Annotated in this window: 19 protein-coding genes and 1 riboswitch; of the genes, 3 read left to right on the forward strand and 16 right to left on the reverse strand. The window is 50.5% G+C overall.

Annotated features, from left to right (window positions below):
• Positions 1 to 25 precede the first annotated feature (25 nt).
• From ALO_RS09910 to ALO_RS09940, 7 genes are all read right to left on the reverse strand, one after another.
• Entirely contained in the window at positions 26 to 733 is a 708-nt protein-coding gene (locus ALO_RS09910) for a class I SAM-dependent methyltransferase (protein WP_004095231.1), read from the reverse strand.
• Positions 734 to 738: 5 nt separating this feature from the next.
• Positions 739 to 1383, reverse strand: coding sequence for an ABC transporter ATP-binding protein (locus tag ALO_RS09915; RefSeq protein WP_004095233.1), 645 nt, complete (start codon positions 1381 to 1383; stop codon positions 739 to 741).
• Positions 1373 to 2308: an ATP-binding cassette domain-containing protein gene (locus ALO_RS09920; protein WP_004095235.1), complete on the reverse strand. Its 936-nt coding sequence runs from the start codon at positions 2306 to 2308 to the stop codon at positions 1373 to 1375. The genes ALO_RS09915 and ALO_RS09920 overlap by 11 nt, the downstream gene beginning before the upstream one ends.
• Before the next feature lie 11 nt (positions 2309 to 2319).
• The gene (locus ALO_RS09925) at positions 2320 to 3186 is read right to left on the reverse strand and encodes an ABC transporter permease (protein WP_004095237.1); all 867 of its coding nucleotides are present in this window, start codon (positions 3184 to 3186) and stop codon (positions 2320 to 2322) included.
• Positions 3179 to 4168: an ABC transporter permease gene (locus ALO_RS09930; RefSeq protein WP_040293121.1), complete on the reverse strand. Its 990-nt coding sequence runs from the start codon at positions 4166 to 4168 to the stop codon at positions 3179 to 3181. Before ALO_RS09930 ends, ALO_RS09925 begins: the two co-directional genes overlap by 8 nt.
• Before the next feature lie 72 nt (positions 4169 to 4240).
• Positions 4241 to 5863, reverse strand: coding sequence for an ABC transporter substrate-binding protein (locus ALO_RS09935; protein WP_004095241.1), 1623 nt, complete (start codon positions 5861 to 5863; stop codon positions 4241 to 4243).
• A gap of 37 nt (positions 5864 to 5900) precedes the next feature.
• Positions 5901 to 7199, reverse strand: coding sequence for a hypothetical protein (locus ALO_RS09940; protein ID WP_004095242.1), 1299 nt, complete (start codon positions 7197 to 7199; stop codon positions 5901 to 5903).
• Positions 7200 to 7399: 200 nt separating this feature from the next.
• A riboswitch (cobalamin riboswitch) is annotated at positions 7400 to 7584 on the reverse strand.
• A gap of 161 nt (positions 7585 to 7745) precedes the next feature.
• Between ALO_RS09940 and ALO_RS20840 the strand changes: the two genes are divergently transcribed.
• Positions 7746 to 8639 (forward strand): LysR family transcriptional regulator, encoded by an 894-nt coding sequence (locus ALO_RS20840; protein ID WP_004095249.1) that lies wholly within the window; start codon positions 7746 to 7748, stop codon positions 8637 to 8639.
• Between the two features lie 182 nt (positions 8640 to 8821).
• Here the strand turns inward: ALO_RS20840 and ALO_RS09950 are convergent, their stop codons facing one another.
• Together ALO_RS09950 and ALO_RS09955 are read right to left on the reverse strand one after the other, a co-directional pair.
• Positions 8822 to 9058, reverse strand: a complete 237-nt coding sequence (locus ALO_RS09950) for a hypothetical protein (protein ID WP_238528246.1) — start codon at positions 9056 to 9058, stop codon at positions 8822 to 8824.
• Between the two features lie 289 nt (positions 9059 to 9347).
• Entirely contained in the window at positions 9348 to 10076 is a 729-nt protein-coding gene (locus ALO_RS09955) for a Bax inhibitor-1/YccA family protein (protein WP_413788499.1), read from the reverse strand.
• 272 nt (positions 10077 to 10348) lie between these two features.
• On the opposite strand from ALO_RS09955, the gene ALO_RS09960 reads away from it, so the two are divergent.
• Positions 10349 to 10993, forward strand: a complete 645-nt coding sequence (locus tag ALO_RS09960; protein WP_004095255.1) for a YkgJ family cysteine cluster protein — start codon at positions 10349 to 10351, stop codon at positions 10991 to 10993.
• Here the strand turns inward: ALO_RS09960 and clpB are convergent.
• From clpB to ALO_RS23510, 3 genes are all read right to left on the reverse strand, one after another.
• Positions 10990 to 13590 carry an ATP-dependent chaperone ClpB gene (gene clpB, locus ALO_RS09965; protein WP_004095263.1) on the reverse strand — a complete coding sequence of 867 codons (2601 nt, stop codon included), beginning with the start codon at positions 13588 to 13590 and terminating at the stop codon, positions 10990 to 10992. The genes ALO_RS09960 and clpB overlap by 4 nt on opposite strands.
• 227 nt (positions 13591 to 13817) lie before the next feature.
• Positions 13818 to 14615 carry a chloride channel protein gene (locus tag ALO_RS23505; RefSeq protein ID WP_004095265.1) on the reverse strand — a complete coding sequence of 266 codons (798 nt, stop codon included), beginning with the start codon at positions 14613 to 14615 and terminating at the stop codon, positions 13818 to 13820.
• A gap of 14 nt (positions 14616 to 14629) precedes the next feature.
• Positions 14630 to 15337 carry a chloride channel protein gene (locus tag ALO_RS23510; RefSeq protein WP_004095267.1) on the reverse strand — a complete coding sequence of 236 codons (708 nt, stop codon included), beginning with the start codon at positions 15335 to 15337 and terminating at the stop codon, positions 14630 to 14632.
• Positions 15338 to 15622: 285 nt separating this feature from the next.
• Between ALO_RS23510 and ALO_RS09975 the strand changes: the two genes are divergently transcribed.
• Positions 15623 to 15808 (forward strand): hypothetical protein, encoded by a 186-nt coding sequence (locus ALO_RS09975; RefSeq protein ID WP_004095269.1) that lies wholly within the window; start codon positions 15623 to 15625, stop codon positions 15806 to 15808.
• A gap of 196 nt (positions 15809 to 16004) precedes the next feature.
• Here ALO_RS09975 and ALO_RS09980 read toward each other — a convergent pair whose 3' ends face one another.
• From ALO_RS09980 to nagE, 4 genes are all read right to left on the reverse strand, one after another.
• Positions 16005 to 16484: a PTS sugar transporter subunit IIA gene (locus ALO_RS09980; protein WP_004095270.1), complete on the reverse strand. Its 480-nt coding sequence runs from the start codon at positions 16482 to 16484 to the stop codon at positions 16005 to 16007.
• A 48-nt stretch (positions 16485 to 16532) separates the two neighbouring features.
• Positions 16533 to 17279, reverse strand: coding sequence for a glucosamine-6-phosphate deaminase (nagB, locus tag ALO_RS09985; RefSeq protein ID WP_004095272.1), 747 nt, complete (start codon positions 17277 to 17279; stop codon positions 16533 to 16535).
• A gap of 39 nt (positions 17280 to 17318) precedes the next feature.
• Entirely contained in the window at positions 17319 to 18233 is a 915-nt protein-coding gene (locus tag ALO_RS09990) for a DUF7916 family protein (protein ID WP_004095274.1), read from the reverse strand.
• A 70-nt stretch (positions 18234 to 18303) separates the two neighbouring features.
• Positions 18304 to 19716, reverse strand: coding sequence for an N-acetylglucosamine-specific PTS transporter subunit IIBC (gene nagE / locus ALO_RS09995; RefSeq protein ID WP_004095275.1), 1413 nt, complete (start codon positions 19714 to 19716; stop codon positions 18304 to 18306).
• Positions 19717 to 19890: the final 174 nt, after the last annotated feature.

The raw sequence follows: 19890 nt of genomic DNA on the forward strand, positions 1-19890 counted from the left end.
TGGCTTTATTGTCCGGAATATCCGGTTAGCCATGCCCGTCTTCGTCAAGCCGGGGCAGGCTGAAACGGAATAGGTAGGCTGATTCGTACTTGGCCTTCATGTAATCGGCATTGCACAAAATATATTTTTGCTGCGGCGCCAGTTCAACAAAATCGGCAGGGATCATTTTTTTGACGCCGACCTGGAAGCCTGCCGCAAAAAAAGCTGCAGCAATCGCATCAATCGTGTGCAGGTAGGGCTTTAACACACTATCCTGTGAAATTGCCTGCAGAAAATGAGCCGCGCTTGGATTATCATGATAATCTGTATAGGTCGCGTAATACACGCCGCCCGGATTGAGTGAGAGCTTGATCTTGGCAGCATGCTCCGCCAGATCGCCAATCAGATAAATCACGGATAAGCTAAAGGCGATATCAAACCGCTCGCCAAGCTTTTCAGGCGAACCGGTAACAGCATATCTAAGCGGCAGCTGACCACGGCGTTGTTCCGCAATGGCTATTGATTTTGCTCCAAGATCAATGCCGGTTGCTTTTTTAAAGGGTTTCCGCTCATATAAATACCGCAGGAATCCGCCCTGATTGCAGCCAAAATCCAAAACATTGGCTTCCGTCAGCTGCTGCTCCTTCATGGCATCAATCACAGCTTGCCAGCCGGGGCGATGCCTTTCTTCCATTTCATTTTCGCCTGTTGCATCCTTCACCCAGGCATCATAAACCGGCTCAGGCTTGTTCATGTTCATCACTCCTCATTTTGCGGGAAGCCCGCATTAGTATTCAATTTATTCAATTCCGGCAAAGAAATAATACGAGTGCATACATTTTGCGCCAATGCTTTATTATGGGTAACTACAATCAGGCCCATACGGCGTTCTTCCACGATGCGGAGCATCAGCTCCCATATCTGAGCCTGGGTGATCACATCCAGCATGGTGCTCATTTCGTCGGCGATTAAAAACCTCGTCTTGGGGCCTAGTACCCGGGCAATGCAGAAACGCTGCAGCTCACCACCGGATAATTCACTGGGCCACCGCTCCAGCCAGCCCGGTTCAATGCCCATGGAATCCAGTATGCGTTGGTCCGGAACCCAGCCTTCGTTTAAGATATCCTTCATACGCCACAAAGGATTGATTGCCTTTTCCGGGTGCTGATAGATCAGCTGCACCGGACTGTGTCCCTCTGTCGGCAGTTCTCGGCCATCAAGCAGTACTTCGCCGGATGCCGGTTTAATATAGCCTGCCAATATTCGGGATAATGTACTTTTTCCGTACCCGGACGGGCCGACCAGACCGACCTGCTCGCCTTCCCCCACGGATAAAGTAACCTCTTTTAATATCCACGGCCCCTGCCGATAGCGATAACTGATATTTTTTGCCTCAAGTAGCATGGCAGCAGCGCACCTCCCCACCCCTGACGTTCTGCATTTTTATCGTTGCGGCGGCAGTGCATTCCACTGAGCAATGGCTGCAGCGCGCTGCAAAGGGGCAGCCGCACTCCAGGCTGCCGGCATAAGGCTGGCCTCCCGCAATCGGCTTAAAGCCGTTTTGCGGCAAAGCATTCCACAAAGCCCGGCTGTAAGGATGCCGCAGGGCGTCACCACCCTGGATGAAATCGGCAACAGGGGCGATTTCCACTGTTGTGCCTGCATAAAATACCGCAATCCGGTCGGCAACCAGAAAGGCCAGATCAATGTCGTGGGTAATCAGCATGACCGCCTTGCCTTCGTCAGCCAGATCCCGGAAAATTTTCATGGTCGTCGCCGCAATTTCGGGATTGAGTCCCGGGGTTGGTTCATCGGCGATAATAAGCTTTGCGTCACTGATAACCGCAGTGGAAACAAGGATCCGCCGCGCCATGCCGCCCGACAACTGAAACGGATATTTTTCCGCTGTTTCTTCCGCCAGTTCAAAACGTTTAAATACCTGAGACTGCTGTTCTTTCGTGCCATACAAGCCCTGCACCTGAGGACCGACTTTTTTCAGCGGATCAAGGTAAGAGACCGACTGAGGCACCAGCGCGATATCGCGTCCCCGCAAACCCGCCTGTGCTGCCGGCGTAAGCTCCGTTCCACAATATTTCATACTGCCGCTGACAACAGCATTTTTCGGCAAAATCCCCAAAACCGCATGGGCAAGCAAGCTCTTGCCGCTGCCGGATGATCCGGCGACTGCCACAATTTCCCCGGCCTTAATATTCAGGGTAATATCGGAAATAACCTGAAGCTCACTTTGCCTGAGCCCCCTGTCATACATACGGAATTTAACAGAAAGATTCTGTATATCCAAGACCGGCGCAGCATCATTGTTTGCCATCCTTTTTCCTCCTATTCCTGGGCGCCTGCCGGCTTCAGCAGCCGTTGCAGATTTTCGCCGATCTGATCGAACAGCAGTACCATCGTGAGCAGGGATGCGCCGGGCAGTACGGTCAGCCACCACATTCCCGCCGTCAGATACCGCATGGATTCAGACAGGATAATACCCACCGCCGGTTCACGCGGCAGCAGTCCGAATCCCAGGAAGGTGATGGACGCTTCATGCAAAATGGCATGAGGAAAAAGCAAAATCAATCCCACGATATACTGCGGCACAACATGAGGCAGGATATGCCTGACGGCGGTTTTCCAGCGGCTTGAACCCAGTTTTCCGGCTGCCAGCACATACTGGGAATGGCGCACAGCCAATACTTCCGCCCGGATGACCCTCGCCAGCATCGGCCAGTGAGTCAGTGCCACTCCCATCCATACCCCCAGCATGCCTTTGCCCAGCACGAAGGAAATGAGCATTAATAAAATCAGGTGAGGAATACCCTGTATTAAATCCACAAGCCAGAGGATGAAACTGTCGGTCCTGCGTCCCATCGTGGCTGCCGCAACCCCCATCATAACAGCAATGACCGAACTGACAGTCGCTGCCAGCAATCCGATCCACAAACTGGTGGACAGTCCCTTTACGGTACGCATGAACATATCGCGCCCCATCCAGTCCGTTCCGAAGGGATGCGCCAGCGATGGCGACAGATTCTTCTGCTGAAATTGCGGTGCATAGGCGGAAGGGTCAATCAGCGCTCCTGCGGCGGCAATGATGACTAAGACCAATAATGCGCTGGCAACAGTTGCCAGCGTACGGGTACGAAGGTTCCACTGCCAAAAGGATATACTCGTATTAACAGCCTGGCAGCCCCTATTACTCATGCGCCATCCCCTCCCTGATTTGCGGATCGATCAATGGGTACAGCAGATTGGCAATCAGGTTGCCGGCAAAGACGAAAAACCCGCTGCACAGCGTAATCCCCAGGAGCAGAGGCAAATCCAGTTTTGTCCCGGCAACGACGGCCACATAGCCCAGTCCCGTATAGGAAAAGACAGTTTCAGCAAGCACCGAACCGCCGAACAATTCACTGATGGAACCAAACTGCAGGGTAACAGCCGGCAAAAGGATATTACGCAAGCCGTGATGATACACAATCTGCCATTTCGTTTCACCGCGGGCCGCAGCAAATACAGCATAGTCGCTGTTTAGTACATCTATTAATTTTTGCCTGGTATGCAGGGCAATCTGGGAAGTTCCTGTGACCGCTAAAGTAACCGCCGGCAATACCAGATGGTATAAGCGGTCGCCAATGGTAACCGCTGCCGCCTCCTTGCCGATCGGCGTACCCAGGGCAATGGGAAACCAGCCCAGCCATACGGCAAATACCATCAGGATGAGAAGCCCCACCCAAAATGCCGGCGCCGATGCAATGAGCAGGCAATATACCTTAATGAACTTGTCCACTTTCGTCTGCTGGCAAGCGGCGGCAACAACGCCCAGGACAAAGCCGGAAAAACCCGCAAGAACCCAGGCAACTGCCATCAACAGCAGCGAATTCATAAAATGAACCCGTATCACTTCTGTCACCGGCTGCCGGTAATACATGGAGGTTCCCATATCGCCGCGGGCTAGTGCGCTGACCCATTTCCCCAGCCGTTCCAGGGGCGGATCGTTCAGGCCCCAGTATGCGGCAATTGCCTCTCTTTGCTCCTGAGACACCGGATTTTCCGCTGTAATATAAGCTTCCACCGGGTCGACCGGCGACGCTTGCACCAGCACAAAGGTTACAATAATAACTGCTGCCAGCAAGCCGACACCCCGTATCAGCGTGCGGCCAATATAGGTAGCCATATGCATCTGCATTTCCTCCTTGGGGACAAACCCATCCCCGGAGCAGAAAGCACCGCCCCGGGGCTTGTTAGGGTTTGACTGAATTTATTGCTTCCAGGACCAGTCCATAATATTGCTGATCACGACAAATCCATGGTCATGGGGGTGCCATTTTTGCTTGCCGATATCGATGCCATCCCGGACAAAGTACAGGTGGCTGATATTCATGAGATAAATATACGGAGCATCCCCCAGAACACTGCCGCCTGTCTGACCATCCCACTGGGCTTTTCGCCAGTTTTCATCAGCAGTCTGTTCATCCAGCGCGCCAATTGCCGCGTCCAGATAACCGTCCACAACCGGGTTCTGATACGCAACAATATTAAACCAGCCGCCCTTGGCCGCAAACCGGCTGTGCAGGGCATTCAGCATATAGACAGGGCTGTAGGCGCCACCCCCCAGGAGAAAAGCATCTTTATGCTTATGTTTAACCCGGTCCGAAGACCCGAGTCCATCGGCAATAACGTGGATACCAAGCGCTTTGGCCTGCTCGCTGAATGCCATCGCAATCGATTCACGGGTGGAATCACCGGCCTCGTAAACCAGATGGAACTCGGCTTTTAACCCGTTCTTTTCACGGATTCCGTCGCCATCGGTATCCAGCCAGCCGCTTTTATCCAGAAGCGCTTTTGCCCCGCCAACATCGCCGTCTTTCCATTGGATCTGTTTATTCTCCCACGGCAGATAATCGGAAATCGTAAATACAGGCTGTCCATACCCGTTCAGCACGCTGTCAATTATTTGCTTTCTGTTTACGCCCATGGCCAGCGCTTTTCTGATGGTGATATCGCTGGTAACCGCATTGCCGATATCATAGCCTTCCCCGCTTTTTTCTCCCGGCTTTTGGACAGGCAGTGACACGGAACGGAAATCAAAGGTCTTGCAGTCTACAACGTTGTAGCCGGGTATTGGTTTGACAGCCAGCGCTTCCGTTGTCTTTACCACATCCACCTTGCCGGCCTGCGCTGCCGCATAAGCGGCATCATTATTCAAGAATAAGAATACAATCCGTTTGAACGGAGCTTTACCGCCATAATAGTCATCATTGCGTTCTACAATCAGCTGCTGGCCTCTGTCCCACTGCACGAACTTATATGGGCCCGAACCCACCGGCTGCCGGGCATAGGCCTGGCCGTCACCGTATAAATGTTCAGGAACAATCCCCAAGGTTGCAACCTGGTAGGGGAAAATAGACATGGGCTTCTTCATATGAAAGACAACCGTCTTATCATCCCTTGCTTCCGCTTTATCCATCTCGGTTAAATCAACGAAACTGGCCGCTGCCTTTGTCTTGTTAAAAGTAAAGGCCACATCCTTAGCCGTCAGCGGTTTGCCGTCATGGAACTTTACATCTTCCCGGATAGTAAAAGTCCAGGTCAGTCCGTCACTGCTTACGGTATAACCGGTTGCCAGGTCATTGACGATTTTGTTGTCCGGGCTGACATCCAACAGCTTGCTCTGAAACAAAGTACCGCCCTGAGCGCCCCAGCCGGTAACCGGGTCAAAGCCTGCCGCCTTCTCACCGCCGATAGCAACCACAATCTCATCTTTGGCAGTTACCTGTGTATTGTCGGTTTTACTGCCGCCGCAGCCTGCTAACAGCATACTGCCCAGCATAAGCATCATCATGATTGCTGCAAACAATTTTTTATAACTCTTGTTTCTCACTTCTTAACCCTTCCTCTCTGTCGTGTCAGCGGAGCATTTAACGAAAATACAAATCAAAGGCTCCGTAGTAGCGATGATCCTTCGCGCCGCTTGCTTTGTCCTCCAGATCTTGATACTGCAGCGACAGGCGCACGCCGTCCATCACCATATTCTGGTAACCGATCATAAAGCCTTTATGGCCATTGGCCTTGACTTCGCCAAACCCGCCAAAGTTGCCGTAGCCCGGTAAGGCATTTTGATCCACATCCCGGTAACTGACGGCAATGGCCTGATCATGGGGCACCCGGTTGTTTACAAGGCCTTCGTAAGTATAAAGTCCGCTTTGCCGCTTACCGCTCACCCAGTTATATGAAACTTGCGCCGCCCACGCGTCCGGCGATTCCGGGTTGTCGGATTTTGTGTAATTGAATACGCCATTAACGCCCTTTCGCATTTCCCATGAAAGGCCGGCATCCACATAGTCGGCGGCCGGAACATCGGCTTTGGCGCTGGCATCGGCGGAAATATAGCCTATGTTATATTCGAAGGATTTCGCCGGTGCAAAATTCAAGTTTACCCCTCTTACGTCGGTGTCGGTTTCGGGAATGACCCAATAGCCGTCCAGCCTGGCCTTGCCCAACTGATGCCTTAGCGCAAAGCCGTCCGCATCGCCCTGCAATGCCATGGCAAAATACCGTCCGACAGCCAGCGGCAGCCGGCCGGCCTGAAACTGATCAACGCCAAAAAAATCTTTCACTTGGATAAAACTACGGGTAAAGCGCATTTCATTGGCTGTGCTGCCGCTGCCGAATTTGCCGCCGGCCTGAATGCGCGATTTATAGCTCACCCGGTCGTTGAAGTCGGCGTTGATATGCAGCCGCTGCCGCCAACTATAGGCGCCGCTGCCGGCATGTTCAACACTATCTACATCCATGGCTTCAATTAAGGCCTCGCCGTCAACGGTAATTGAGGTTTTCTTTGCGTTCGTTTGTTTTGCCGGCTGCGCCGCATCTTTGGCCGTTTCCGCCGTCCGCACGCCAAGCATATCGAGTTCTGCGGCAAATTCCCGGGCCAGCCGGTCCATCTTCGTTTTTTGCTGTGTATCAGCCTGTTCATATTTACTTAGGGCATTTGCTAAAAACCGGGCCATTTCATAGCGGGTGGCAATTTTATCCTTGTCATATACAGCTGCATCATAGCCGGCAATCAGCTTGTCCTGGACTAATGCATCAATTTCCGCATAAGCCCAGTGATTTTGGGGGACGTCAGCATACGGATTTTCCGCCGCCGCCCCCATGCTGGTCATCAGCGTTAATGCAAGCGCCGTAATGATTCCTTGTCTTAGTTGTTTTCTCATTTATTTCTCCCTTCATCTTTGTTATGTACTGACCGATGAACTCAAAGCGATATGAATCGCTCTGTTTATAGATCTTACATTAATAAAAGCAACCCTTTCCTTTTCTAATCTATAAAAGGAAAGGGCTCTGTTAACCAGAGTGAATACGGTTTAGCCATCGGCTGCCGTTTTAAATCCCCTCCCCGTCGCTCGCAGGTCAAATGGTGATTGTTATGCAGGCAGTTCTCCTGGCTCTGGGTCATCGCTCTGCCATACCTTCCCAAGACAGTTCGTCTCAGTGGCGCATCGTGGCTTTGCTCCCCATTACAGTGGCGGGACCGCACCGGCCTTTAACCGGTTTCTCTATTAAGTCGCATATAGCAACACCTGTTCAATCCTATGCAATTAATATAAAAATCACCTGTCCTCATTATAGAGAAAGGAGTTTCTATCTGTAAAACGAAACATAATGATAATACTTATCATTATGTTTAATACACCAGTGCCCTGCTGCCTTTAACACTTAAAGTTTTAGAGGTAACAGAGCACCGGATGAGGAGAGTCTGAATGGATATTGAAGTTTTGAAAACAATGCAGATTTTAACACAAACAAAAAGCTTCTCAAAAACCGCGGAAATACAAAATATTGTCCAATCAACGGTCAGCGCCCGCATAGCTGAATTGGAAAAGACACTGGGGCAAAAACTGTTTATAAGGGATAACCAGCGTGTGGAACTGACACAGAGCGGTCTTATGTTTCTTCCCTATGCTCAGCACTTATTGGAAGACTTCGAGAACGGCAAAGCCAGATTAAATTCAGCAGCCTTCTTCGATGACCGTTTAGTCATTGGTAATGTCTATTCCGCTTTGCCCAATTTCTTATTCCCGGTTTATCGCGAATATCTGCGCTGCTTTCCCCGTATCTCGGTAAAAGCGGTTGCCGGCCACTCAACCGATATTTTGCAGTCTTTGGTAGATGGTATCATTGATATTGCAATCGTTTATCAATTACCAAGAATTCGCCGTTTTACAACATTTTTATGTAATGAAGAAGATTTTGTTTTTATTTGTCCGCCCGGTGACCCGCTTGCGAACCAGGCGGAAATGCCGGTTAAAGACCTGGCAAGGATTAATTTGCTTTTTCACAACTGGGGGGGAAGTTTCAGCGATTGGGTCGCCCAATTATTTCCTGGAACGCGCTGGTTTCACGCTAATATCGGCAACCCGTCTTTTATCGTTTCCCTTGTCGAAGAAGGAATCGGTTCAGCCATTTTGACCCGCTCGACTGTTCAAAAAGCCCTGATGAGAAATTCCGTTGTTGAAATCCCCCTCACCGGCTCACCTTTGCCGCCTTGTTGGCATACGTATGCAGTGGTTCATCCCAAGCGGCTTTCCCGTCAGCCTGTTCGTGACTGGTTTGATGTGATGAGTAAGCATGATCTGGCAGCAGTACCCATTTAACTGCCTTCGCTTTTTACCNGCTCCCTTTGATACAGCGCCTAACCGGCAAAGTTAATACAAAATAAGCCGTTGGATTACTTATAAGTAATTCAACGGCTTAAATGGTTCTCTATACCCTAATTGTTTTCGTATTTTTGATAATTTAAAACCAAATCCCGGATCAGATTAAGCACGTCCGTCCATTAGCTCAAATTTATCTGCAGGTCAGAATAACCTTCAAACGGTTTCAAAAGCCCTTCCAGCGCCTTCTCGACATTCTCCAGGGTTACATTCGCCGGATTGTGCCGGTTCGTTAAATGAAGTTCAAAACCAAAAATTTGCTTATCACTTGCTGCATAAGCACGATTGTTGCCAACGTTAATAAATGATATAACCTTGTGTTGAAACAACCGGTGGGCGATCGCTTTATACAAATCCATATTATTGCTAACAGGCTCCTGAGTAACGATTTCAACAGAAAAAATCCGGGACGTTTCATCGCACGAAATGCACATTGTTAACACTTCCTCATCTCAATTGCTGAAAACACGGTCGTACTCAACGTTTTCGGCATGTATAGTGTAGCATAACCGAGAACCGTTTTCAATACCTGTACCATTGAACCCCAGTAATACGGGATAAAGGCGGACGGTGGCTGCCTTTAAAGAGAGACAGCCACCGCCTGAGTCTATTATTTTTCTGCGATTTTTAAATTGTAGATCCGGGTCATTATTTCCTCAGTTTTCTTAAAAGCTTCAGAATCTCAATATACAGCCAAACCAAGGTAACTGTCAGGCCAAAGGCGCAGTACCATTCAAAATATTTGGGAGCCTGCTCTTCAACCGCTTCGGCAACAAGCTGGAAATCAAGGAAAAGGTTAAATGTGGCGATACCAACAACCATCAGACTAAAGGCAATCCCGATGATTCCCGATTCATGGAGCATCGGGATTTGAATTCCCAGAAATGAGAAAACGAAATTCATCAGATAGACTATGACAACGGCGAAAGTGGCCGTCATCACCATCTTTTTGAAGTCGTTATCCACGGTCACGATCTGTTTGGCATACAGCAACAGGGACACGGCAAAAATCGAAAGCGTAATCAGCACAGCGTTTGTTGCAATCCCCGGATAGTTTATTTCACAGAAAAAGGACAAAGACGCCAGGGCCATACCTTCTAAGATAGCATATAGAGGTGCCAGGAACGGGGCGGTAACCGGTTTAAAAGAGATGATAAAAGCAATAACCAGGCCCATAATGGCGGAGACTTGGAGCGTCAGCGGATTTGCGGCATACCCGGAATACCAGGTGGCAGCTGCGGCTGCGACAAGGATAAATAACATCAGTGAACTTTTTTGAATGACACCCTCATAGGTAGTAAGCTCTTCCCGGTCAGGCAGGCCGGCTTGTTGGATTTTTTCGTCCAGGTTGTTTAAAATGGTATTTGCTATTTTTATTCCACTCCTTTGTTACTATTCCATTATTGACATTTACCTACTTTTCCCCGATTCCCTTGAGACTTTTGTCCCGGATCATATCTGAAAGGTTCTGCCCGCCCAAATTTGTAACTGACTCGCTGTGACGGTTCTTTTTTAACCAAAAATATCAAGATTTTGCAGGAATTCTACCTGTTCTATACCTAGTCTTGGCATAGCAATCTATTTTCACGATTAATGCTCTGCGGCGATGTCTCATATATTGTAGCAACAAACAATAGGGAGAAGAGAGCATGGAAGTATATATAAATGACGGGGGAGAACTTACTTGCGCAATGCCGCTTCCACAGTCTACCGTCGCTGAATTGGCAGAGGCTGTAGGACGGTTTTGCCTGAAAGCGGTTGATTGCTCGGTATGCACACATACCTGCTGCGCCGGTTTTATTGTCTATGGGGACAACGTGTTTATACGCAGCCTTGCAGCTATGATCGGCCAAACGATGGGGAAGGTTGATGCGGGGGCAGTTGTTTTGAAGGCAATAGCGCTTGACTTTAAAACGATGAACTGGTTTGTACGGCAGACAAACGGCGGCACCTGCCAGTTCCTCTCCCCCGCCGGCCGGTGCCTGATCTACAATATCAGGCCGCTGGTATGCCGGATGCACGTTTGCCGCCCGAGCGAGCCCCGCTACAAGCTGATGAAAGATTACTTGTATTTCGCCTATCAGGCGGCTTTACAATATGAAATGTCCCGGCTGCTGTCCGCCGCCAACCTGCCTCAGCCGCATCACTGGATTAAGGACAATCCGCTTATCAATATGGAAACCTATGACGCCGCCATCCCGGAAATTATCGCCTGGTCGCAAGCCCATTGGCATTTACGCCCCGAATCTTCTCCGCAACCTCCGCATCAGCCCGGCGGCTTGCATTCTATTTAGCTGTTCTTCCCCAGCTGAAGCCTTACTTCAAGCTTCACCCTGTCTTTGTCGGCATGCAGTGCCACATGGCTCCCTTCCGGGATCTCGCCTTTTACAATTTTCTTGCTCAGTTCGGTTTCCACAAGACGCCCGATCAGCCGCCGCAGAGGCCGGGCGCCGTAATTGGGATCATAGCCTTGTTTCGCCAATAGATTCAGGGTGTCGCTATCCCAGGAAAGGGTGATGTTGAGCTGCTTTTTCAGCCGTTCCCCCAGGCTTTGGAGCAGCAATCCGGCGATAGACGCAACTTGGTCCCGGTTCAGAGCATTGAAGACGATAATGTCGTCAATCCGGTTGAGGAACTCCGGGCGGAAATGGCGTTTCATCATTTCCAGCACCCGTTCTTTGGCTGCGGCAAAGTCGCCGTTTAAAATCTCCTGGGAGCCAATATTCGAGGTCATAATGACGACGGTATTTTTGAAATCAACGGTGCGGCCTTTACCGTCGGTTAAGCGCCCGTCATCGAGAATTTGCAGCAAAATATTGAAGACATCGCTGTGGGCTTTCTCCACTTCGTCCAGCAGGATCACACTATAGGGGCGGCGGCGGACGGCCTCAGTGAGCTGGCCGCCTTCATCATAGCCGATGTAGCCGGGAGGTGCGCCGACCAGGCGGGAAACGGTATGTTTCTCCATGTATTCGCTCATATCGATGCGAATCATGCTGCGTTCATCATCGAACAGCACTTCGGACAAGGCTTTGGCCAGTTCGGTTTTTCCCACTCCCGTAGGGCCAAGGAAGATAAATGAGCCGATCGGTCTTTGAGGGTCTTTAATGCCTGCCCTGGCCCGAATAATGGCTTCGGTTACGGCTGTTACCGCAGCATCCTGTCCCACAACCCGCTGATGCAGGATCTCTTCTAACCGGCTAAGTTTTTCCCGTTCGCCGCTAAGCAGACGGGTTACCGGAATCCCTGTCCAGCGGCTGACGATTCTGGCAATGTCATCTTCGTTCACCTCTTCTTTGAGCATAACTCTGTGGGAACGATTTTCGGCAAGCGAAGCCTCTTCACTTTTAAGCTTCTTTTCAAGCTCCGGCAATTTGCCGTATTTTAGCTCGGCCAGTTTATTCAGGTCATAGCTTCTTTCCGCCGATTCCATCGCGGTTCGGACAGTATCGATTTCTTTCTTGAGATCCCGCAGGCGCATAATTGCCTGTTTTTCTGTCTGCCACTGGGCTTTCAGGGAATCGGCCTGTGCCTTTAGATTGGCCAGTTCTTCCCGGATGCGGCGGAGCCTTTCCTGCGAGGAAGGATCGGGTTCCTTCCCGAGGGCCTGTTCTTCGATCTCCAGCTGCATCACCCGGTGCAGTGCTTCGTCCAGTTCGCCGGGCATGGAGTCAATTTCGGTGCGGAGTTTAGCGGCCGCTTCATCCACCAGGTCAATGGCCTTGTCCGGCAGGAACCGGTCGGAGATGTAGCGGTCCGATAAGACTGCGGCGGCGATTAAAGCGGCATCCTTGATTCTAACGCCGTGATGGACTTCATACCGTTCCCGCAAACCCCGCAGGATAGAAACAGTGTCTTCCACGCTGGGCTGGTCCACCATGATCGGCTGGAAACGGCGCTCTAATGCGGCATCCTTTTCAATATACTTACGGTATTCATTGAGAGTGGTGGCGCCGATGCAATGCAGTTCACCCCGGGCCAGCATGGGTTTCAGGATATTGCCCGCATCCATGGCGCCTTCGGCGGCGCCGGCGCCGACCACAGTGTGCAGTTCGTCGATGAACAGAATAATATTGCCCTCGGCTTTTTTTATTTCTGTCAAGACATTCTTTAAACGTTCCTCGAACTCGCCCCGGTATTTCGCTCCGGCGACCAGGGATCCCAGATCAAGAGAATAGATAGTCTTATTTTTTAGTCCTTCCGGCACGTCGCCGGCGATAACCCGGCGGGCCAAGCCTTCGGCAATGGCGGTTTTGCCCACGCCCGGCTCGCCGATCAAAACAGGATTGTTCTTAGTCCGGCGGGAGAGGATCTCCACGACCCGGCGGATTTCTTCATCCCGGCCTATGACCGGGTCCAGCCTGCCCTGTCGGGCCAAGTCTGTCAGGTCCCGGCCGTATTTAGACAGGGCCTGCAGGCTTTCTTCCGGATTGCCGGATATTCCATGTTTTCCGGCGCGAAACTGACGGATGGTTTCCAGGACACGGCTGCGGGAGAGACCAAATTCACGGCAAACTTCGACTACGTCGCTGTCGCCGTCTTCCACTGCCGCCAGAAAAAGATGCTCGACGCTGACATACTCGTCCCTCATGTCCGCGGCCTGCTTTTGCGCCAGCGCCAATACCCGGACCATGGCGGTGTTCATGCGTAAGGAAATTTCCTGACCTTTAACGGCAGGCATGTTCTTTAAAAGCTGCTCCAGTTTCCCGCGAAAGGCCTGAATCTGAATATTGTATTGAGCCAGGATATAGGCAATCATGCCTTCATTATCCTGCGCCAGCGCCAGGATTAAATGGCGGGTGGTCAGCTCCTGATGGTAATTGACGGCGGCCAGCTGTTGGGCTTCCTGGATGACAGCCGCTGCTTTCTGAGTAAATTTATCTTGATCCATGGAATCATCTCCTACTCGGTGCTCTTTTTTTGTTAGCACTCTATGTCGGTGAGTGCTAACAAGGATTTGATTCTATTTTACCCATCGGATTTTCCCCTGTCAAGGATAAACATGGATTTTTTACCATACGCATTGCCCAAAATAGAGGATGAGGGCTGGCGAGTTTGTCATTAAAATGGCTAGTTCGGCCAATTACCCTTTACAAGGCAGCGAAGTAGGCATGATTCCTATTCGGCAATCGTCCTGATGTCATAGGTATAGCGTTCGTCAGAGACAATATACAAGTAGTCGCCGGCGGTAAGTTTGATATCTCCTTTTGGTACGATGTCCTGCTCGCCGCGCCTGATACAGACCAGCAAACAATCCGCCGGCCACTCCACATCCCTGATTCTCCGGTCGTCTAATTGGGACCCCATACAAACGATCATTTCGGTGATTGTCTGCTGACCGGTTTCCTGCCGGTTCGGGTTCTCAGGTTGAAGCGAGCGCTCCAGCAAAGTATCATAAATCGGTTTTGACCGGGCGATATCAGCGACAATATAAGCGACCATACAGACGGCAATCGTTTCGGGCAGGTGACGGAAGGATCCTGTCATTTCCGTTATCAATATACTGCCGGTAACCGGTGCCTTTACGATCGCTGTAAAATAGGCGGCCATTCCAAGAAGCATCCATGTGACATGATAGTCATGACTGAAGCCAAAAAACAGGATGGTCTTGCTGAAGACGCCTCCGATCAATGCGCCGAGTACCAGCATGGGCAAAAATATACCACCGGGAACCCCGGCGCCATAACTGAGCATGGTAAATAAAAATTTCGCTCCCAGTATGACCAGCAGCATGGCTAAGCCAAAATGCCCGTCAGCGATCTTATCAATCAGGCTATTCCCGCCACCCAAAATTTCCGGCAGAACAAATCCCACGATACCGCCAATAAGCAAGGGAAATGCGGCCTGAATTTTTTTCGGCAGCAGTCTCTGCCGGGCATAAGCATCAAGCACCTTAATTACCGCTTGATTAAACACTACCCCCAACATGACTAAGAAGGCATAGTAACGAAAGGGCTATCGGAAAAGTCCCAGAAGGGCTCTCGGCCGTAAAAAAAACGAACCACCCAATCAGCCGAAAGGGAGGCGGCAATGGCAGACATCAGAACATCCGGAGAGAAATTTTTTTGTAACTCTTCTAAGGAAAAAATCACTCCCGCCAGAGGGGTATTAAAGACGGCTGCCAACCCGGCACTTGCGCCGCCGGTCAGCAAATATTTCTCTTCCATTTTTGCTTTGTTGAGCATCTGGCTGCACCCCTGTCCAACAACAGCTCCCATCTGGACGGAAGGAGCTTCACTCCCCACAGACAGGCCGGCCCCAATGGCTAAAACTGAACCGATAAATTTAGCGGCCAGCACTCGGGGCCAGTTCATCCTGACCAGGCCTAAGATAGCCCCTTTTATCTGAGGAATGCCGCTGCCTCCGGATACAGGTTCCAATTTAACAATAAGGCCGAGCAGCCGGCCAATCACCAACAGCAGAAAGAACCAGCCAACCGTAAAAGCAGCATGGGCGGTGGATAAATACTGATAAAGCCCCTCGCGCAAGGTTTCCGCCATTTCCAATGCCAGCCGGAACATAACCACTACAAAGCCGGCAACAAACCCGACGCAAAGTCCCTGGGCAACAAGTTTCACCCGAAAATCCCGCCAATTTCCCAAAGTATGCCGTAGTTCACCAATCATCCGGTGATCCATACGCTTCTCCTCTTCTTCGCTTTAGGAATTCCCGTTGCTTATGGAATACTAATTGTATCATAACAGGAACCGTCCGGCAGGGAACCTATTTGTGTATAATAAAATCAGCGGCACATTTTCTTTATTTGCAAAACAAGTACTGTACACAGCTTCAACGGTCTCAAAGGAACTCATCTTTTCACCTTCTTAATGAAAAGTTGGAAGGATTTTTTGCAGTGTAATACTCTCTCGCCCGGGAAATAATACGAAGGAAAGTCTTTACTATGTATAATGAGGAGGCAAACAATGAGCGATAGCAGCAAAGTAGACCCATTCGAGAACGCAAAAAAACCGAACGGAAGATCGTTTGCGGGCGATCAAGACCTGCTTGAGGCAGCAGTACGGGAAAACAAAGATGCCCTGATGAAATTCGAAATCGGAGTTGACACTTTTTCGGCGGCTGATCTGCAGCAAGAAACGGATAATACCTAGATAAGGCGAACAAAGTGCACGGATTAACCCGCGGCACTTTGTTCTTTATTTATTTCCGCTTACGCAAAAATAAAAAAGACCGCATCGATGCGGTCTTTTATGTTAAGGCGCGATATCACCGCACCCGTTGAGTCCGTAAGAAGCCCCCAAAATGGGGATGGAGTATATTGTTTAGGTAAACTGAATCTGCTTTAACTTACTTTGCCTCGACGTTCATTACCGCCGAATGCAAGTCCACCGGGCCATACGTGACGGAAATTTTCCGGACATGATCCATATTGGTGATAATCATTGGAATCATGGTGGATTTGGCTTTTTGGCGAATCAGCTCCCGATCGAAGGTCATGAGCTGATCACCGGTGCGCACGGTTTGACCGGCAGTAACCAAGCTTTCAAAACCTTCTCCTTTCATGTCCACTGTATCGATTCCGATATGAATGAGAACCTCCAGCCCTTCCTTAGTCCGCAGGCCGATGGCATGTTTGGTGGGGGACACCTGGACTACCTGACCATCGACGGGAGCATGCAGAACGCCTTCCGAAGGTTCAAAAGCCAAACCATCGCCCACCATCTTTTGAGCAAAAACATCATCCGGCACGGTAGTAAGATCCATTGCCGTTCCGGAGACCGGCGCCTTAAACTCAACTGCTTTCTTTCTGCTGAATATACCGAACATCTGAAATCCTCCTAACAAAATTGATGATTGGAACGAAGTATTCAACAATCAATATGAGGTTGCCCGGTCAGGCAGATGCTGCGCGGCTTCCTGATCCACCACCACGATTACATTGGGGTGAAGCTGTAAAATAGACGCAGGAACCGCCGGAGTAATTTCACCGTACAGAGCTTTGGCAACTACGGCTGCTTTATTCTGACCGCTGGCCAGGAGCACAATGATCCGGGAACGCATAATCGTTTTAATGCCCATACTGATCGCGCGGCGGGGAACTGCCTCCGGACTTTGAAAAAACCGGGAATTGGCTTGAATGGTTTCGTTATCCAATTCAACTACATGAGTGGTGGCTTCAAAGCTAAAATCAGGTTCATTGAATCCGATATGCCCGTTATTGCCGATTCCTAGGAGCTGCAGATCAATGCCGCCGGCTCGTTCAATGGCCGCTTCGTATTGGGCGCATTCGACTTCCAGATCAGGGGCCATGCCATCGGGAATATGAATCCGCTGCTCTTTGAGATTAACGGCCTGGAAAAAATGGGTGCGCATATAGTAATGGTAACTTTGGGGATCATTCTTGGGCAGCCCAACATATTCGTCCAGGTTAAAGGTGGTGATTTGGCTAAAGTCCAAACCGTCTTGATGATACCGTTCAATCAGCTTGGCATAGGTCATCAGGGGAGTGCTGCCTGTGGCCAGCCCCAAGACGCTGCGCGGGTTTAAAAAAATCTGACTGGCAATCAGGTTAGCTGCCTGTTTGCTCAATTCCTCATAATTCTTCGCAATAATGATGCGCATAATTCATCCCTCCGGTAAACTAGCCGACCGGCTGCATTTTCAACGATTGATGGAGCGGGCCATCCGGGCATAAGTGTGGCGTCTGCCCCGAATGGCGATACTATAAGCCATGAGATTTTCAGGGACGGCCATCCCGGGATAACCGGCATCGCCAATATGATGCAGGTCGGTTCCGGTCATCTTGCACATTAATGCAATCTGGCGAATGGTTTGCTCATCGGCGCCTTCCTGGGAGGTGCCGATGCTGGTCATGGTCAGCGCTCCCAGTTCGTGGGCGTAAACCACCAATTCTCTGACGAAATCCATCGTTATTCCCGGCACGGTCCCCGGCGCCGGCAGCAGGATAATATCAGCCCCGGCGGCGATAAATTGCTGGATATCGGCTTGGGTAATGATATTGACTCCGGTTTCACCGGCAATTCCGGCAGCATGCATTTTGCCGGCCGCGATCAGGAGCTGTGCGCCGGCGACGTTTTTCACCGTGGCAATTCCCTGCAGAATGCCTTCATTGTCTACGGAAGTCTCGGGATTACCGGTTAACAGAATCCAGTCGGCCCCCATTTCGCAGGCCTTTTGGGCTGTCTCGACGCTGACCCGCCGCCCCGGACCGGGAAGGTTCGGCAGCTGCAGGTGGCGCTCGGCTACCGGCTCCAGGTTGATCCCGACGATTCTGCCGGTCAGCCGTTTCAGCGTTTTAATGATATCGGCCGGTGCGGTAGGCGGCAACCCGTTAAATACCGGCTGGAACAAGTCGAACATATTTAGCAGGAGAAGGTCGGCGCCGAATGCCGCCGCCAGCTCAGCATTGCTGATATTCAGCAATAAGGGCTGAAAGGCGCCAATCATTTCGGAGACCATCACCCGGCCCTCGCTGGCCCGAATCGCCTCCCGCAGATCAGCCTTGGTCATTTGCCGGAAATCCGAGGAATTGCAATCCAATAAACGTTTAACCATCTTCAAACTCCATCGCTTCAAATTCCAGGGAAAGCTGTACAGGAGCCCGGAGGCTCCTGTACGCTTGATCTTAGAGCGTTAAGGTTTTGCTGCTCATAACTGCTTTTATGTGAGTTACCAGCGGGTCGGCAACGGTTCCGACTACGATCTGGAAGTTGTTTCCTGGCATTTTCAGCACCGCGGTAGCTCCCAGTGTTTTTAATTTGGCTTCATCCACCTTATCGCCTTCTTTTACAGTCACCCGGACCCGGGTAACGCAAGCGTCAATGGCAGAGATATTTTCTTTACCGCCAATGGCTTTCAGAATTTCGGCGGCTTTGTCTTTGAGTTCGCTGTTGCTTAAACCTAATAAGGCAGCGGATTCCTCATCTTCCATCCGGCCCGGTGTGGGGAGATTCAGCTTTTTAATGATGAAGTAGAAACCAAAGTAATACATCACGCCGAAAATGAGACCGACAACTAGAATCTCCAGCGGTTTCGCGGAAATGTTGTAGTTCAACACATAGTCAATTAAGCCGGCGGAGAAACCAAAACCGCATTTCATGCCGAGCCCTGTGGTTAATGCCATGGAGATACCGGTAAGCAAGGCGTGCAGGATATAGAGCACCGGAGCTAAGAACATAAATAAGAATTCAATCGGCTCGGTAATACCGGTTAAGAAGGAGGTGAAAGCAACGCCAAACAGCATGCCGGCGACTGCTTTCCGGTTTTCTTTCTTGGCGGCGGCAATCATGGCAATACAGGCTGCCGGCAGAGCAAACATCATAATCGGGAAGAATCCGGTCATAAAGGTTCCGGCAGTGGGATCGCCGGCGAAGAACCGGGACAGGTCCCCGGTAATCACTTTGCCTTCGGCATTGGTAAAAGTACCGAACTGGAACCAGACAAAGGTATTGATGACATGGTGAAGCCCGAAAGGTATCAATAAGCGGTTTAAGACACCAAATAAGAAAGCGCCGATGGAACCGGAGGTCGCGATGGTATTGCCAAAAGCGTTGACGCCGTGTTCAATCAGAGGCCAGACATAACCTGCCAATATGCCAAGAATCAAGCTATAAAAAGAAGTGATGATCGGCACAAACCGTTTCCCGCCGAAAAATCCCAGAAAATCAGGAACTCTGATCGCTTTATATTTGTTGTAGAGAAAACCGGCCAACAAACCGGTAATGATACCGGCCAGGACCCCCATGTTTATGCCGCTGTCGAAAGTAGCAGCCACTTTGGTTAGGACGAAATAACCGACAGCGGCGGCCAATCCAGCCACACCGTTATTTTCTTCCGCAAACCCGATCCCAATACCGATAGCAAACAGCAAGGACAGATTTTCGAAGATAGCGCCGCCGGCGGCAGCCATCCACTTCCAATTCAAAACATCATCCGCTCCCAGCCGCAGCAGCAATGCAGCAGCCGGCAAAACGGCGACCGGGGTCATTAACGCTTTGCCCAGTCGTTGAAAGTTGCCCAAGAGATTCTCTTTTGACATCAAATTCCCCTCCTATTTATATTCCCAACCCGAATTGCTTCAGGCTAGTTGCGATGAAATGATGCAACGGGAAAACAAAAAGAGCCGAAAAGAAATACTTTCCAGCTCTTGCCTATTCGTCGCACGCCAGTTAATAAATAAAACTATGTAATTGGGGGATACACGATATACTCA

It is taken from the genome of Acetonema longum DSM 6540, assembly GCF_000219125.1.
GTDB lineage: Bacteria > Bacillota > Negativicutes > Sporomusales > Acetonemataceae > Acetonema > Acetonema longum.